The organism is Pseudomonas alcaligenes (assembly GCF_041729615.1).
GTDB classification, from domain to species: Bacteria; Pseudomonadota; Gammaproteobacteria; order Pseudomonadales; family Pseudomonadaceae; genus Aquipseudomonas; species Aquipseudomonas alcaligenes_B.
Map to the genome: position 1 here is coordinate 1,974,056 of NZ_CP154874.1, position 15,372 is coordinate 1,989,427.

Genomic DNA, 15,372 nt, shown 5'->3' on the forward strand with positions numbered 1-15,372 from the left:
TGCATTCCAATCTACACTTAAATGCATTGCACGCATGAACGATCTACGCCAGCTCCGCCACTTCGTCGCCCTCGCCGAGCACGGTCACTTCGCCCGCGCCGCCGAAGCCGTGCACCTCAGCCAGCCGGCGCTGAGCCGCAGCATCCAGGCACTGGAAGCCAGCCTCGGCTGCGTGCTGGTCGACCGTCACAGTCGCGGCATCAGCCTCACCGCCCACGGCCGGCTGGTGCTGGAGCATGCCCGTCGCCTGCTGGCCGGCAGCCAGGCGCTGAGCAATGCGGTGGGCCAGCTGGGCAACCTGGCCAGCGGCGAGCTGCGCCTGGGGGCCGGCCCCTACCCCGCCGCGCGCCTGGTGCCCAGGGCCCTGGGCGTGTTCGCCGAGCGCCATCCGGGGGTGCGCCTGCAACTGCTGATCGACAACTGGCAGCAACTGCACCAGCGCCTGCTGGATGACCAGATCGAGATCTTCGTCGCCGACAGCCGCGAGCTCGAAGGCGATGCGCGCCTGCGCATCGAGCCACTACCCAGTCACCCCGGCGTGCTGTTCTGCAACCCTGACCACCCGCTGCTGCGGCGCCAGCCGCTGCGCGTGGAAGACCTGCTCGACTACCCGCTGGCCGGCACCCAACTACCGGCCCAGGTGGCCGCGGAGCTGCGCCGGATGAGCGGCCGCGAACAGCCGCTGAGCATCGAGTGCGACAACTTCATGGTGCTCAAGGAGCTGGTCGCGCACAGCAGCGTGCTGAGCATGGCGCCCTGGGACGTGGTGGCCGCCGACTTGGCCGCCGGCCGCCTGGCCGTGCTGCAGCTGCCCGGCGAGCGGCTGACCGCGCATTCGGCCTACGGCATCGTCAGCCGCGCCGGCCACAGCCTGTCGCCGGGCGCGGAGCGCTTCCGCCAGCTGCTGCTCGATCCGCAGCTCGATGCAGCCATGACGCCCTCTGGCTGAAGACACGACTGCATCGGCCGGCTGCCCGACCCGGTCGGGCGCGCGCGGGCTCAGTCCGGGTAAACCGGCTCGCAGAGCACCTCGGTCCGGACCGAGTTGGCGATGAAGCACTCCTCGTGCGCCTCGTGGTGCAGGGCATCCAGCTGCTCGCGGCCCGGCGCGGCACCGGCGAAGCTCACCGCCGGGCGCAGGGTGACGCGGGTCATCGCCATCCGCCCTTCGGCGTTTCTGCCCATGCGCCCCTCGGCCAGGTCGTGGTAGCTGTCCACCCGCCAGCCATCACGCGCCGCCAGGGACAGGAACCACAGCATGTGGCAGCTGGACAGCGCGGCGACGAAAGCCTCTTCCGGGTCCACCGCGTCCTCGCGTGACTGCGGCAGGGGCACCACGTGCGGCGAGGATGAGCCAGGTACCGTCACACCGCCATCGAAACGCCACAGGTGACCCCGACTGTACTGGTTGTCGAGAAAGTCCTGGCCGTCGCGCGACCAGAGAATTTCGGCGGTGTAGCGCGCCATCACGAACCTCCTCAATAAGCATGGCCGACCAGCATACCCAAGGGCGCAGTCGAATGGCTGCCCTGCCAGTCACTCCAGGGTCAGGCCATGCCGCTGGTACAGCCCCTGCACCCAACCGTCGCGGTACATCTGCAACAGCACCTCGCGCAGGCGCTGCAGCTGCGCGGCGTCCACCTCGGGATGGCAGGCGATGTCCTCCATCAGGGTGAGGAAGGGCAGCACCTCGCGCGGCGCCGGACCGCCCTCGACGGCGGCGACCACCGCCGCGCTGGTCGCCCACAGGCGCGCGCGGCTGCGCTGCAGCATGCTCAGGTTGAGCGACTCCTTGTTCGAATAGATCACCTGCAGGCCCACCCCTTCCAGGTACTCGCCGGCACCCGAGCCCTGGTGGCTGAGGATGCGCAGGCCGCGGGCCTGTTCCAGGCTGCTCAGGCGCAGGTCATCGTCGGCCTTGGCATACAGCCCCAGGCGCGACACCAGCAGCGGGCCGACCCAGGCATAGCGCGGTTCACGCTCCTGCTGGCGCTCCACCAATAGCACGCAGCTGCGTTCCTGCTGCTGGACCCGCAGCAGGGCCCGCTGCAACGGCAGGAAATCGAGGCGGTAGGCGATGCCGGCGCGGCGGAACAGCTCGTCGGTCAGCTCGGCCACCAACCCGCTGGCGCCGCCATCCTGGCGCTGCTGCATCAGCGGCGCGCGCTCCCAGGCGAACAGCTGCAGCTCGGCGGCCGCCACCGGCATGCCGAGCAGGGCCAGCCACAGCAGGCTAATCCCACGCATGCAGCGCCTCCCGGTACGGCAGGGTGCGCCCCGGCGGCCGCTCGTTGTCCAGCTGCGGCCAGGGCGCGCCCGGCTGTGCCAGCCAGTGCTGGGCGCCGCGCGGCGGATTGAGCTGCGGCGCGCAGGGGTGGCGCTGGCGCCGGCCGACCTGCTCCAGGTGGCGGTCGAATTCCGCCGCCAGGTTGCCCAGGGCCTGGCTGGCGCTGAGGCGCCCGGCCACCGCCGGGTGCAGCTGGCGCCACCACAGGCTGGCCATGCCGCTGTAGTCCGGCACGTTGGCGCCGGTGGGGGTCCAGCGGCGCGCCGCCGGGCTGCGGTAGAACTCCACCAGCCCGCCCAGGCGCGGCGCCGCGGCCAGCAGGGCGGGCGAATCGAGGTCGGAGCGGCGGATCGGCGTCAGCCCGACCAGGGTCTTGCGCAGCGACACGCTGCGCGAGGTGACGAACTGCGCGTACAGCCAGGCGGCCTGGCGCTGGCGCAGCGGCGTGGCCTTGAGCAGGGTCCAGGCGCCGACATCCTGGTAGCCGGACTTCATGCCGTCCTGCCAGTAGGCGCCGCGTGGCGACGGGGCGACCCGCCACTTCGGTCGGCCCTCGGCGTCCACCACCGGGCTGCCCGGTTTGGTGTAGTCGGCGGTGAAGGCGGTGTACCAGAAGATCTGCTGGGCCACCTGGCCCTGGGCGGCGACGTTGCCGGCCTGGTTGAAGCTCATCCGCTGCGCCTCCGGCGGGGCGTAGCGCTGCAGCCAGTCGACGTATTGCTGCACGGCGTAGACCGCCGCCGGGCTGTCCAGCGCACCACCACGGGCGACGCTGGCGCCGGCCGGGCGACAGCCTTCGACGCGGATGCCCCAGTCGTCCACCGGCAGGCCGTTGGGCAACCCCGGGTCGGCCACCCCGGCCATGCCCAGCCAGGCGTCGGACAGGCGCCAGCCCAGCGAGGGGTCGAAGCCGCCGTAGTCCATGTGGCCGTAGACGCGCTGGCCGTCGATCGCGCCGACCTGCTCGGTGAAGAAGGCGGCGATGTCCTCGTAGGCCGTCCAGTTCTGCGGCACGTCCAGCTCGTAGCCGTAGCGCTGGCGAAAGGCCTGGCGCAGCTCGGGGCGGGCGAACCAGTCCTGGCGGTACCAGTAGAGGTTGGCGAACTGCTGGTCGGGCAGCTGGTACAGCTTGCCGTCGGGAGCGGTGACGAAGGGCAGGCCGATGAAGTCGTCCAGCTGCAGGGTCGGCGAGGTCACACCGGCGCCCTCGCCGGCCATGAAGTCGGACAGCACCAGCACCTGGTCGTCGCGGAAATGCTGGCCGAGCAGGTCGCTGTCGCTGACGTAGGCGTCGTACAGCGGCAGGCCGGTCTGCTGCTGGGTGCGCAGCTTGTTGACCACGTCGTCCTCGCCGCTGATCTCATGGATCACGCGGATGCCGGTGAGGCGGCTGAACAGCGGCGCCAGCACCGTGGCCTCGTACCAGTGGGTGGGGATGCGCTCGGCGATCACCCGCACCTGCACGCCGGCGAACGGCTGCCCGGCCGCGGCGAACCAGGCCAGCTCGGCGCGTTGCTCGGTGAGGCTCAGGGAACTGGGCTGCAGCTCGGCCATGGCCTCCTGCAGCGGATCGGCAGCGTGCGTGGCCGCGCTCAGCAACAGGCCGAGCAAAATCGCAGCGCGCATCAAGGACTCCTTATTGTTGTCTGCAGAGTCTAGGCGGCGCCGGCAGATCGGCCTAGCGCGGCGCGGAAAAATCGCCGGCTTCCGCCACCAGCGCCGCCAACAGCTCGGCCGCCGGCAGCTCGCGGGCCAGCGGCGCGCCCTGGCCGGCCCAGTGCGCGGCGAAGTCGTGGCAGCCCTGGGCACTGGCCGCGGCATGCAGGGCCTTGGCCGCGTCGTAGGCAATCGGGTAGTCCGGCAGGGCCGCGCCAAACTCGCCGTACAGGCGGTTGGGCAGGCCGCGCGCCGGGCGCCCGGAGATATTGGCGGTGATCTCGGTACGGGACGCCCTCTCCCCCTTCAATGCCGCGCGGTAGGCGGCGTTGGCGGCGGATTCCGGGCACAGCACGAAGGCGGTGCCCAGCTGCACGCCGGCCGCGCCCAGGGCCAGGGCAGCGCGGATGCCGGCGCCGTCCATGATGCCGCCGGCGGCGATCACCGGCAGGCGGCTCTGCCGCACCAGCAGACGGACCAGCGCCAGGGTGCCGAGGCCGGCATCGCCCTGCTGCGGATCGAACACGCCGCGATGGCCGCCGGCCTCGATGCCCTGGGCCACCAGCGCGTCGACCCCGGCCGCCTCGGCCAGTTTCGCCTCGGCCGGGCTGGTGACACAGGCCAGCAGGCGCATGCCGGCGCCCTTGAGGCGCTCGATCCAGGCCTGCGGCGGCAGGCCGAAGTGGAAGCTGAGCACCGCCGGGCGCTGTTCCAGCAACAGCTCGAGCATGGCCGGGTCGGCCAGGAAGCTCGGGTAGATCTCGCGCAGCGCCGCCGGCGGCGCTGCGCCGAACTCGGCGAACAGCGGGCGCAGGCGCTCGCACCAGGCCGCCTCGCGCGCCGCGTCGGCCCGCGCCGGGGCATGGCAGAACAGGTTGTAGTTGACCGGCAGGCTGGTCAGCGCGCGGGTCTGCGCGATCAGCTCGCGGGCCTGCGCCGGGCTGCTGGCGCCCAGGCCCAGCGAGCCGAGGCCGCCGGCCGCGGACACCGCGGCGGCCAGCGCCGGGGTGGAGACCCCGACCATGGGTGCCTGGATGATGGGATGGCGGATGCCTAGCAGGGAGCAGAGGGCGGCGGACATGCGGGACTCCTGGGCCAAGGGTGGGCGCCATTATCGACGGCCTGCGACCTAGGTCCAATGGCCCGTGGCAGGTACGTGGCTAAGATGGAAGAACTCGAGCAGCGGAACCCCACCCATGTCGACCACCGCCGCGGGCAAGACGGCCGTGCTGCAGAACATCCATGGCACCATGGAGTTCCTGCGCAAGCACCCGCCGTTCAACCAGATGGAGAGCGCTCACCTGGCGTTCCTGGTGGAGCATTGCCAGCTGCGTTTCTACGCCGCCGGCGAGAGCATCCTCAAGCCCGGCGACGGCCCGGTGCAGCACTTCTTCATCGTCAAGCAGGGCCTGGTGGTGGGTGAGCGCCCGCACTCGGCCAAGCGCGGCAGCGAGACCACCTTCGAGATCGCCAGCGGCGAGTGCTTCCCCCTGGCCGCCCTGCTCGGCGAACGCGCCACCCGTACCGAGCACCTGGCCGGCGAGGACACCTTCTGCCTGCTGCTGCCCAAGGACGCCTTCGTCCGCCTGTTCGCCCAGTCCGCGCCATTTCGCGACTTCGCCCTGCGTGGCGTGTCCAGCCTGCTCGACCAGGTCAACCAGCAGGTGCAGCTGCGCGCGGCGGAGAACCTCGGCGCGCAGTACTCGCTGGACACCCCGCTGCACGAGCTGGCCATGCAGCAGCCGGTGGCCTGCGCCGCCGACCTGGCGCTGCGCGAGGCGGTCAGGCGCATGCACGAGCAGCATGTCGGCAGCATCGTCATAGTCGATGCGGCGCAGCGCCCGCTGGGCATCTTCACCCTGCGCGACCTGCGCCGCGTGGTGGCCGCCGGCGAGTCGCTGGAGCAGCCGATCGCCGCGCTGATGACCCAGCGCCCCTTCCACCTGCCGCCCAGCGCCAGCGCCTTCGACGCCGCCCTGGCGATGACCGAGCGGCACATCGCCCACGTCTGCCTGGTGGAGCACGAGCGCCTGGTCGGCGTGGTTTCCGAGCGCGATCTGTTCTCCCTGCAGCGCGTCGACCTGGTGCACCTGGCGCGCACCATCCGTCACGCCGGGCGCATCGAGACCCTGGTGGCGCTGCGCAGCGACATCCGCCTGCTGGTCGAGCGCATGCTGGCCCACGGCGCCAGCTCCACGCAGATCACCCAGCTGATCACCCTGCTCAACGACCATACCGTGTGCCGGGTGATCGAGCTGGTGCTGGAGGAGCTGGGCGACCCCGGCGTGCCCTTCAGCTGGCTGTGCTTCGGCAGCGAGGGGCGCCGCGAGCAGACCCTGCACACCGACCAGGACAACGGCATCCTGTTCGACGCCGACAGCCCCGCGGAGGCCGAGCGCATCCGCCAGCTGCTGCTGCCGCGCGCGCGGCGGATCAACCAGCTGCTGGCAGAGTGCGGCTTCAGCCTCTGCCCCGGCCAGATCATGGCCGGCAACCCGGCGCTGTGCCTGTCGCAGCGCGAATGGGCGCGGCGCTTCGCCGGCTTCGTCCGCGAGGCCACCCCGGAGAACCTGCTGGGCTCGAGCATCTACTTCGACCTGCGCGTGGTCTGGGGCGCCGAGGAGGGCTGCGCGCAGCTGCGCGAGCAGCTGTTCGCAGACATCGAAGGCAACAGCATCTTCCAGCACCTGCTGGCGGCCAACGCCCTGCAGCACCGCCCGCCGCTGGGACGCTTCCGCGACTTCGTGGTGGCACGCAAGGGCGCCGAGAAGGACACCCTCGACCTCAAGGTGGAGGGCCTCACCCCCTTCGTCGACGGCGCCCGCCTGCTGGCCCTGGCCCATGGCATCGGCGACAGCAACACCCTGCGCCGCTTCGCCGAGCTGGTGCGCCTGGGCGTGATCGACGCGCAGGACGGCGCCGCCTTCGAAGAGGCCTACCACTTCATCCAGCAGACCCGCCTGCAGCTGCACCAGCAGCAGGCCAGCCAGGGCCTGCCCTTCTCCAACCGCCTCGATCCGGACAGCCTCAACCAGCTGGACCGACGCATCCTGCGCGAATCCTTCCGCCAGGCCCAGCGCCTGCAGGCCAGCCTGGCGCTGAGGTACCAGCTATGAAGAAGAAGCTGCTCGACTGGCTGCGTCCCGCCTGCGACCCGCGCTGCGACCAGCTGCCGGCGCCGCGCCCGCTGGACGACCGCCCGCTGGCGCAGCAGCGCCTGGTGGTGGTGGACCTGGAAACCAGCGGCCTCAACCTGCAGCGCGACCAGCTGCTGGCCATCGGCGCGGTGGTGATCGAAGACGGCGCCATCGACCTGCGCCAGCAATTCGAATGCACCCTGCACCGTCCCGGCCACCAGGCCAGCGCCAGCACCCTGATCCACGGCATCGCGCCCAGCGCCATCGCCGCCGGGCGCGATCCGGCCGAAGCACTGCTGGAATTCATGGCCTTCGTCGGCGACAGCCCGCTGCTGGCTTTCCATGCCGCCTTCGACCAGCACATGCTGCAGCGCTCCCTGCGCGAGAGCCTGGGCTATCGCCTGCAGCACCCCTTCGTCGATGTCGCCGAGCTGGCCCCGCTGCTCTGCCCGCAAGGCCCGCGCCAGCGCGCCGGGCTGGACGACTGGCTGGCCCTGTTCCAGCTCCAGGCCAGCGAGCGCCACCACGCCAGTGCCGATGCCCTGGCCACCGCCGAACTGGCCCTGATCCTGTTCAGCAAGGCCCGCCGCCAGGACCTGGACAGCCTGGCCGAGCTGCAGTGCCAGTGCCTGGCACGCCGGCGCCGGCAGCTGGCGCCCTCGCTTTGATAGAGCGCATCGATATCATTGGTAAATCATTCTTGATTCCATCCTGACCTCATCGTCACTAGAATGTCGGCTTCCTGCAGCCGAAACCCATCCGCCCATGCGCTCCACCACCCTGCGTCGCTGGTCCTTCGTGCACACCTGGACCAGCCTGATCTGCACCCTGTTCCTCCTGCTGCTGGCACTGACCGGCCTGCCGCTGATCTTCCACCACGAGATCGAGCACCTGCTGGGCGAGGCGCCGCAGCTGCGCGAGCTGCCGGCGGACAGCCCGCGCCTGTCGCTGCAGCAGCTGGTCGAGGCCGCCGAGCGCCACCGCCCCGGCGAAGTGGTGCAGTACCTGGGCTGGGAAGAGGACGAGCCCAACGGCGTGGTGACCATCATGGCCGCCACGGCCGGCACCGAGCCGAATTCCTCGCACACCTTCATGCTCGACGCCCGCACGGGTGAAGCAGTCGAGATGCCGGCGGCCAACGGTGGCTTCATGATGCTGATGCTGCGCCTGCACGTGGATCTGTTCGCCGGCCTGCCGGGTAAGCTGCTGCTGGCCTTCATGGGCATCCTCTTCGTGGTGGCGATGGTCTCCGGCGTGGTGCTCTACGCGCCCTTCATGCGCAAGCTGAAGTTCGCCGAGGTGCGCCGGGACAAGTCCACCCGCCTGCGCTGGCTCGACCTGCACAACCTGATCGGCATCGTCACCCTGACCTGGGCACTGACCGTGGGCGTCACCGGGGTGATCAGCGCCTGCGCCGACCTGCTGATCGAAGCCTGGCGCAACGACACCCTGGCGGCCATGGTCGAGCCCTACCGCGACGCCCCGCCGCTCACCGAGCGAGCGCCGGCCGACGAGCTGCTACGGATTGCCGGAGAGGCCGCGCCGGGCATGCGTCCAGACTTCATCGCCTTCCCCGGCACGCGCTTCTCCAGCGCGCACCACTACGCGGTGTTCATGGTCGGCAACACGCACCTGACCTCGCACCTGTGGACCCCGGTGCTGATCGACGCGCGCAGCCTCGCCGTCACCGCCGTCGGCGACCGCCCCTGGTACATGGACGCCCTGGCCATGTCGCAGCCGCTGCACTTCGGCGACTACGGTGGCCGGCCGATGCAGATCCTCTGGGCGCTGCTGGATGTGCTGACCATCATCGTCCTCGGCAGCGGCCTGTACCTCTGGTGGGTGCGCCGCCGTGCACCACGCCAGGCGCTGCGCGACGAGGTGGCGGCATGAGGCAGTCGACCTTCGCCACCCCCGTGCTGCTGGCCGTGCTCGGCGCCGCCGGCCTGTTCGCCGCCCTGCTCGGCGACGGCGGCTGGGACGCCCTGGCCTGGCTCGGCCTGGGCCTGCCGGCCGTGCTCGGCAGCTGGCCGCTGCTGCGGCGCTAGCGCACCGCTCAGGGCTTGCTCAGCATCTCGCGGTGAGCCTTCAGCTGTTCGAGCATCTGCTCCATGTGCTGGATGTGCTGGTCCACCTGCTCCGGCGTGTCCAGCGGCATCATCATGCCGGCGCCCTTGCCCATGCCCATCTGCATGCCGCCATGCATCGGACAGCCGCCCATCATCTGCATGCCGCCGCCCATGGCCTGGCGGTGCTCCAGCATCAGCTTGTGCCGCTCCTCCGGCGACTTGCCGGCCATCCAGCTCTGATGCAGCTCGCGCATCTGGCTCATGTGCTGCTGCCACTGCTGTTCGCTGCCGACATCCGTGGCGGCCCAGGCAACGCCTGCCAGGCTCAGCGCCAGCAGGCCAGGGAGAAGAGTCTTGGTGTTCATCGCATTGCCCTCTGCAAGGCTGGAAGAGCTTTCACTCTAGGCCAGCCTCCAGCCCGGGCGCTGATCTGGGTCAACCATCGCTCGGCTGGCCATGCGCTAGGCGAAAAAGGGCGGGGCCGGAAAAAGAAAACCCCGCTTGCGCGAGGTTCTGCAGACTGGTCCTGACATCCGTGATCGGTGCGCCGTCCTGGCGAACAATCCCTCATGTCCCTGTTGTTGGCGGTGCGCTTCCTGCGCTAAGTCCTTGAGCGGCAATTTAATCTGGCCGATGGCAGGTTGATAGCAGCGATCGTCAGCACACCCTGTAAGCCAATGCTTACACGGCCACCGAGCGGGAAAGGGTTCACAAAGACGGCTTGGCGGCTATCATCGCGCGCCTGATTCCTGCGCCCCGCGCAACCGAGCCCGAAGATGAAACCGCAACTGATCGCCGCCGCCGAAATCGACCGCCTGGAAACCTGGAGCAAGTACAACAAGGACATGTGCACCAGCTGCCATTCCACCTGCTGCACCCTGCCGGTGGAGGTGCGCATCCTCGACCTGATCCGCATCGGCGTGGTCGACGAGTTCGAGCGCGGCGAACCGCCGAAGAACATTGCCAAGCGCCTGCAGAAGGAAGGGCTGATCGAGCGCTTCAACCAGAAGTCCGGCATCTTCACCCTGACCCGCATGAGCAACGGCGACTGCATGTACCTGGACCGCAAGACGCGCCTGTGCACCATCTACGACAAGCGCCCGGACACCTGCCGCAACCATCCGCGCATCGGCCCGCGCCCGGGCTACTGCGCCTGGCGCCCCAAGCAGTAAGGCCCGCTGGCGGAATTCCGCCAGGCAAACCCCCGCATCTGGCGAAATCTCGCCACGCATTTCTCCCGGAGGCCCGAAAATCGGGCCCTGCAGCCGAGGCGACGGCTGGCATCCGGGTTGCTAATGCCCTACCCCGACAGCGCAATGTCCAGCTCCGACTAGAGTGATAGAGGATCTGGACCGCGCGCCTTTCGTCCTAACAATCACAACAAAGGATCACTCCGCATGTTCAAGCAGACTGCCATGGCGCTCGCCTGCGCCCTGTCCTTCGGCATCGCCGGCCTGGCCCAGGCCGCCGAGCCGATCATCATCAAGTTCTCCCACGTGGTCGCCGACAGCACGCCGAAAGGCCAGGGCGCCCTGCTGTTCAAGCAGCTCGCCGAGGAGCGCCTGGCCGGCAAGGTCAAGGTCGAGGTCTACCCGAACTCCTCGCTGTTCGGCGACGGCAAGGAAATGGAGGCGCTGCTGCTCGGCGACGTGCAGATGATCGCCCCGTCGCTGGCCAAGTTCGAGCAGTACACCAAGCAGCTGCAGGTGTTCGACCTGCCCTTCCTGTTCGACGACATGGCCGCGGTGGACCGCTTCCAGCAGAGCGCCGAAGGCCAGCAGCTGCTGACCTCCATGGAGTCCAAGGGCATCACCGGCCTGGCCTACTGGCACAACGGCCTCAAGCAGCTGTCGGCCAACAAGCCGCTGCGCGAGCCGAAGGACGCCCGCGGCCAGAAGTTCCGCGTGCAGGCCTCCGCCGTGCTCGAGGAACAGTTCAAGGCGGTGCGCGCCAACCCGCGCAAGATGAGCTTCGCCGAGGTCTACCAGGGCCTGCAGACCGGCGTGGTGAACGGCGCCGAGAACCCCTACTCGAACATCTACAGCCAGAAGATGCATGAGGTGCAGAAGTACATCACCGAGTCCAACCATGGCCTGCTGGACTACATGGTGATCACCAACACCCAGTTCTGGGACGGCCTGCCGGAAGACGTGCGCGGCGAGCTGAGCAAGATCATGGCCGAGGTCACCGTCGAGGTGAACAAGCAGGCCGACGCCCTCAACCAGGGCGACAAGCAGCGCATCCTCGAGGCCAAGACCACCGAGATCATCGAGCTCACCCCGGAGCAGCGCAACGCCTGGCGCGAGGCCATGCAGCCGGTGTGGCAGAAGTTCGAGGGCGAGATCGGCGCCGACCTGATCAAGGCCGCGCAGGCCGCCAACCAGGCTCCTTGATCCGCACCGCGCCGCCGCCCGCACGGCGGCGGCGCTCCGTCGACTCCGCCATCGGGAGATGCCATCCATGAACGCCCTGCGGCGCGTCTGGGACCACTTCGAGGAAGGCTTCATCGCCTTCCTGCTGGGGGCCATGACGCTGGTGACCTTCGTCTACGTCATCCTCAACAACCTCTACACCCTGTTCTACAACCTGGCCGACCGCTGGCCGGCGGCCAGCGACACGCTGTTCGCCATCGGCGACGGCATTCTCGCCGCGGCCCAGGCCATGACCTGGAGCAACTCGCTGACCAAGGCACTGTTCGCCTGGCTGATCTTCTTCGGCCTGTCCTATGGCGTGCGCACCGCCGGCCATATCGGCGTGGACGCCCTGGTCAAGCTGGCGCCCAGGCATGTCCAGCGGGTCATCGGGGTGATCGCCTGTCTGTGCTGCCTGGGCTATGCCGGGCTGCTCAGCGTGGCCAGCTTCGAGTGGATCCAGACCCTGTTCAAGGCCGCCATCGGCGCCGAGGACCTGGGCCACTACGGCATCATGCAGTGGCACATCGGCCTGATCGTGCCGCTCGGCTTCGCCCTGGTATTCATCCGCTTCGCCGAGATCCTGGTGCGCATCCTGCGCGGCCGGCAGACCGGCCTGGGCCTGGCCGACGAGGCGGCCGAGGCGATCAAGCTGACCGAGCACGAGGAACACAAGCCATGACCGTCCTGTTCCTCTTCCTGCTGCTGTTCCTGCTGATGTTTATCGGCGTGCCGATCGCCATCTCCCTCGGCCTGGCCGGCTCGCTGACCATCATCCTGTTCAGCCCCGACTCGGTGCGCTCGCTGGCGATCAAGCTGTTCGAGACCAGCGAGCACTACACCCTGCTGGCCATTCCGTTCTTCCTCCTGGCCGGGGCCTTCATGACCACCGGCGGCGTGGCGCGCCGCCTGATCGACTTCGCCAACGCCTGCGTCGGCCATATCCGTGGCGGCCTGGCGATCGCCGCGGTGCTGGCCTGCATGCTGTTCGCCGCGCTGTCCGGCTCCTCGCCGGCCACGGTGGCGGCGGTCGGCTCCATCGCCATCGCCGGCATGGTGCGCTCCGGCTATCCACAGGCGTTCGGCGCCGGCATCGTGTGCAATGCCGGCACCCTCGGCATCCTGATCCCGCCGTCGATCGTCATGGTGGTGTACGCCGCCGCCACCGAGACCTCGGTGGGCAAGCTGTTCATGGCCGGCGTGGTGCCGGGCGTGCTGCTCGGCCTGACGCTGATGGTGGCGATCTACATTGTCGCGGTGAAGAAGAACCTGCCGGCGCTGCCGCGGGCGACCTTCCGCGAGTGGCTGGGCGCCGCACGCAAGGCGATCTGGGGCCTGCTGCTGATGGTGATCATCCTCGGCGGCATCTACTCCGGCATGTTCACCCCCACCGAGGCGGCCGCCGTGGCGGCGATCTACTCGGCCTTCATCGCCCTGTTCGTGTACAGGGACATGCGCGTGCGCGAGGTGCCCAAGGTCCTGCTGGAGTCGGCCAAGCTGTCGATCATGCTGATGTTCATCATCGCCAACGCCATGCTGTTCGCCCACGTGCTGACCACCGAGCAGCTGCCGCAGCAGATCACCGCCTGGGTGCTGGAGGCCGGCCTGACGCCGATCACCTTCCTGCTGGTGGTGAACATCGTGCTGCTGATCGCCGGCGCCTTCATGGAGCCCTCGGCGATCATCCTGATCCTGGCGCCGATCCTCTTCCCCATCGCCATGGAGCTGGGCATCGACCCGATCCACCTGGGCATCATCATGGTGGTCAACCTGGAGATCGGCCTGGTCACGCCACCGGTGGGGCTCAACCTGTTCGTCACCTCGGCGGTGACCGGCATGCCGCTGACCGCCACCATCCGCGCGGCCCTGCCCTGGCTGATGATCCTGCTGGCCTTCCTGCTGCTGGTCACCTACGTGCCCTGGATCTCCCTGGCCCTGCCCAACTGGATCGGCATGAGCTAGGTCGAAGCGCCTCCCGCAACCCCGAGCCCGGCCCCGTGCCGGGCTTTTTCTGCCCTCAGTTCTGCGCCATGTCGCGTGGCGCCGGCTGCGGCCGGATCAGGCTGAAGTCGATCAGGTTCTGCGGCTGGCGCGGGTCGCCGACCAGCAGCGGGCGCGCCTTGAACTCGGCGCTGACCAGGCTGCGACTGCGGTCATGCTCGGCGAAGTCGAGGCCGGCCAGGTCCGCCCAGGTGTGCACCAGGCCGGAGCTGCTGAACGGCCGCGCCAGGGCCTGGCCGAAGTCGCGCGCCGGCCACTTCGGCGCCGTCCACAGGAGGAAGGGGATGGTGTACATCGGCCCGGTCGGCGCCGCCTCGTTGCGCCCCAGCACCTGCGGCCTGGGCGCATCGAACACCGCCTCGCCGTGGTCGGCCAGGTACAGCAGGAAGCCATTGGGGTCGCTGGCGGCGAAGCGCTTGATCAGGCTGGAGACCACGAAGTCGTTGTACAGCACCGCGTTGTCGTAGGCGTTGTAGGTCGGCAGCTGGTGCGCGGTGACGTGCGCCGGCACGCCCGTGCGGTCGGTGAAGCGCGCGAACTCCGGCGGGTAGCGGTACTGGTAGCTCATGTGGGTGCCGAGCAGGTGGACCACGATGAACTTGCGCGGTGCCGGGTCGGCCAGCACCCTGGCGAAGGGTTCGAGCACGTCGCCATCGTACTGGCGGGCGTTCTGCTCGCGGTTGTTGTTCAGGTAGAACTGCTCGTCCGCCTGCCTGGAGAAGGTGGTGAGCATGGTGTTGCGCTTGGTGATGGTCTGCTGGTTGGTGATCCAGTAGGTCCTGTAGCCGGCCTGCTTCATCACGCTGACCAGCGACGGGGTGTTCAGGTAGGCATCCGGGTGCTGCTGGTCGGCGAAGGTCAGCACCTGCTGCAGCGCCTCGATGGTGTAGGGCCGCGGGGTAACCGCGCCGCTGAACACCTGCAGCTGGTCGCGCAGCTTGTCCAGCTCCGGGGTGGTCTGGCGGCCATAGCCGTACAGGCTCATGCGCTGGCGGTTGGTCGACTCGCCGATCACCAGCACCAGGGTCGCCGGGTGGCCGGCATGGGCATCGCGCAGGTCGGTCAGCGGCGCGATGCGCTCGCGCCCTTCCAGCAGCGCCTGCATGTTGGCCAGCTGGGCGCGGTACTGGCGGTAGCCGACCAGCAGCTGCCAGGGTGTGGCCGGCTCGATGCGCTCCTCGAAGTTCTCCAGCGCCACCGCCGCGTCCGCGTGCTTGCCGAACTGGCGCAGCGCCGGGTAGCCGAGCGAGACGAACAGGAAGAAGGCCGCGGCCAGCGCCGCCAGCGGGCGCGGCAGGTACACGGGACGGACCCTGCGCCACAGCAGCCAGGCCCCCAGGCCGTAGGCGAGGAAGGCCGGCAGCATCCACCAGGAGAAGTACTGTGCCAGGTACTCGCTGCCCTCGCTGACGTTGGACTCGAAGAGGATGAAGATGACGCTCTGCGAGAACTCCTGGCCGTAGATCAGGAAGTAGCCGAAGCCGGCCAGCGAGCACAGCCACAGCGGCACGCCGAGCAGCGCCGCCAGCAGCCGCGCCCGCGCCGGGAACAGCAGCAGCGGCACCAGCCACAAAGCGCTGAGCAGGAAGGCCTGGCGGAACCCGGCGAAGCCGGCAGTGCCGGTCAGCTGGATCAGCAGCTGGGTCACCCCGGAGAAGTACCAGAAGAACAGGAACATCCAGCCCAGCCCGGCCCAGTCGAAACCGCCACCGCGCCTGCCCTGCGCCGTCGTCGCCATGCACCATACCCCGTCGAATCGGTGGCCGGAGGAATTCCGGCCCATCCGCCGATGGTGCCCAGGCGAAGCTGAA

At 69.3% G+C, this 15,372-nt stretch carries 15 protein-coding genes; 9 read left to right on the forward strand and 6 right to left on the reverse strand.

Translation table 11 applies throughout. The annotated features are described in order from the left end of the window. Positions 1-34 precede the first annotated feature (34 nt). Positions 35-949 carry a LysR family transcriptional regulator gene (locus tag AAG092_RS09625; protein WP_373389492.1) on the forward strand — a complete coding sequence of 305 codons (915 nt, stop codon included), beginning with the start codon at positions 35-37 and terminating at the stop codon, positions 947-949. 50 nt (positions 950-999) lie between these two features. Here AAG092_RS09625 and AAG092_RS09630 read toward each other — a convergent pair whose 3' ends face one another. From AAG092_RS09630 to AAG092_RS09645, 4 genes are all read right to left on the reverse strand, one after another. Then, a complete protein-coding gene (locus tag AAG092_RS09630; protein WP_373389493.1) occupies positions 1,000-1,467 on the reverse strand; it encodes an OsmC family protein in 468 nt (155 codons plus the stop codon). Between the two features lie 69 nt (positions 1,468-1,536). Continuing rightward, complete coding sequence (locus AAG092_RS09635; RefSeq protein WP_373389494.1) at positions 1,537-2,247, reverse strand: substrate-binding periplasmic protein; 711 nt, start codon at positions 2,245-2,247, stop codon at positions 1,537-1,539. Next, positions 2,234-3,913, reverse strand: a complete 1,680-nt coding sequence (locus AAG092_RS09640; RefSeq protein ID WP_373389495.1) for an ABC transporter substrate-binding protein — start codon at positions 3,911-3,913, stop codon at positions 2,234-2,236. Before AAG092_RS09640 ends, AAG092_RS09635 begins: the two co-directional genes overlap by 14 nt. A gap of 52 nt (positions 3,914-3,965) precedes the next feature. Then, complete coding sequence (locus AAG092_RS09645; RefSeq protein ID WP_373389496.1) at positions 3,966-5,024, reverse strand: NAD(P)H-dependent flavin oxidoreductase; 1,059 nt, start codon at positions 5,022-5,024, stop codon at positions 3,966-3,968. A 115-nt stretch (positions 5,025-5,139) separates the two neighbouring features. Between AAG092_RS09645 and AAG092_RS09650 the strand changes: the two genes are divergently transcribed. From AAG092_RS09650 to AAG092_RS09665, 4 genes are all read left to right on the forward strand, one after another. Beyond that, positions 5,140-7,059, forward strand: coding sequence for a putative nucleotidyltransferase substrate binding domain-containing protein (locus tag AAG092_RS09650; RefSeq protein ID WP_373389497.1), 1,920 nt, complete (start codon positions 5,140-5,142; stop codon positions 7,057-7,059). After that, complete coding sequence (locus AAG092_RS09655; RefSeq protein WP_373389498.1) at positions 7,056-7,748, forward strand: PolC-type DNA polymerase III; 693 nt, start codon at positions 7,056-7,058, stop codon at positions 7,746-7,748. The genes AAG092_RS09650 and AAG092_RS09655 overlap by 4 nt, the downstream gene beginning before the upstream one ends. Positions 7,749-7,845: 97 nt before the next feature. Further along, on the forward strand, positions 7,846-8,973 hold the full coding sequence (locus tag AAG092_RS09660) for a PepSY-associated TM helix domain-containing protein (RefSeq protein ID WP_373389499.1): 1,128 nt from the start codon (positions 7,846-7,848) through the stop codon (positions 8,971-8,973). Continuing rightward, the gene (locus AAG092_RS09665; RefSeq protein WP_373389500.1) at positions 8,970-9,128 is read left to right on the forward strand and encodes a hypothetical protein; all 159 of its coding nucleotides are present in this window, start codon (positions 8,970-8,972) and stop codon (positions 9,126-9,128) included. The genes AAG092_RS09660 and AAG092_RS09665 overlap by 4 nt, the downstream gene beginning before the upstream one ends. Positions 9,129-9,136: 8 nt before the next feature. Here AAG092_RS09665 and AAG092_RS09670 read toward each other — a convergent pair whose 3' ends face one another. Continuing rightward, positions 9,137-9,514, reverse strand: a complete 378-nt coding sequence (locus AAG092_RS09670) for a hypothetical protein (RefSeq protein ID WP_373389501.1) — start codon at positions 9,512-9,514, stop codon at positions 9,137-9,139. Between the two features lie 411 nt (positions 9,515-9,925). On the opposite strand from AAG092_RS09670, the gene AAG092_RS09675 reads away from it, so the two are divergent. The 4 genes from AAG092_RS09675 (at position 9,926) to dctM (ending at position 13,522) form a co-directional block, all read left to right on the forward strand. Then, a complete protein-coding gene (locus AAG092_RS09675) occupies positions 9,926-10,321 on the forward strand; it encodes a YkgJ family cysteine cluster protein (protein ID WP_373389502.1) in 396 nt (131 codons plus the stop codon). A 225-nt stretch (positions 10,322-10,546) separates the two neighbouring features. After that, complete coding sequence (gene dctP / locus AAG092_RS09680; RefSeq protein WP_373389503.1) at positions 10,547-11,542, forward strand: C4-dicarboxylate TRAP substrate-binding protein DctP; 996 nt, start codon at positions 10,547-10,549, stop codon at positions 11,540-11,542. Between the two features lie 67 nt (positions 11,543-11,609). Continuing rightward, positions 11,610-12,242: a TRAP transporter small permease gene (locus AAG092_RS09685; protein WP_373389504.1), complete on the forward strand. Its 633-nt coding sequence runs from the start codon at positions 11,610-11,612 to the stop codon at positions 12,240-12,242. Next, on the forward strand, positions 12,239-13,522 hold the full coding sequence (gene dctM / locus AAG092_RS09690; protein ID WP_373389505.1) for a C4-dicarboxylate TRAP transporter large permease protein DctM: 1,284 nt from the start codon (positions 12,239-12,241) through the stop codon (positions 13,520-13,522). Before AAG092_RS09685 ends, dctM begins: the two co-directional genes overlap by 4 nt. Positions 13,523-13,577: 55 nt before the next feature. Here dctM and cptA read toward each other — a convergent pair whose 3' ends face one another. Continuing rightward, entirely contained in the window at positions 13,578-15,299 is a 1,722-nt protein-coding gene (gene cptA, locus AAG092_RS09695) for a phosphoethanolamine transferase CptA (RefSeq protein WP_373389506.1), read from the reverse strand. Between the last annotated feature and the right edge of the window lie 73 nt (positions 15,300-15,372).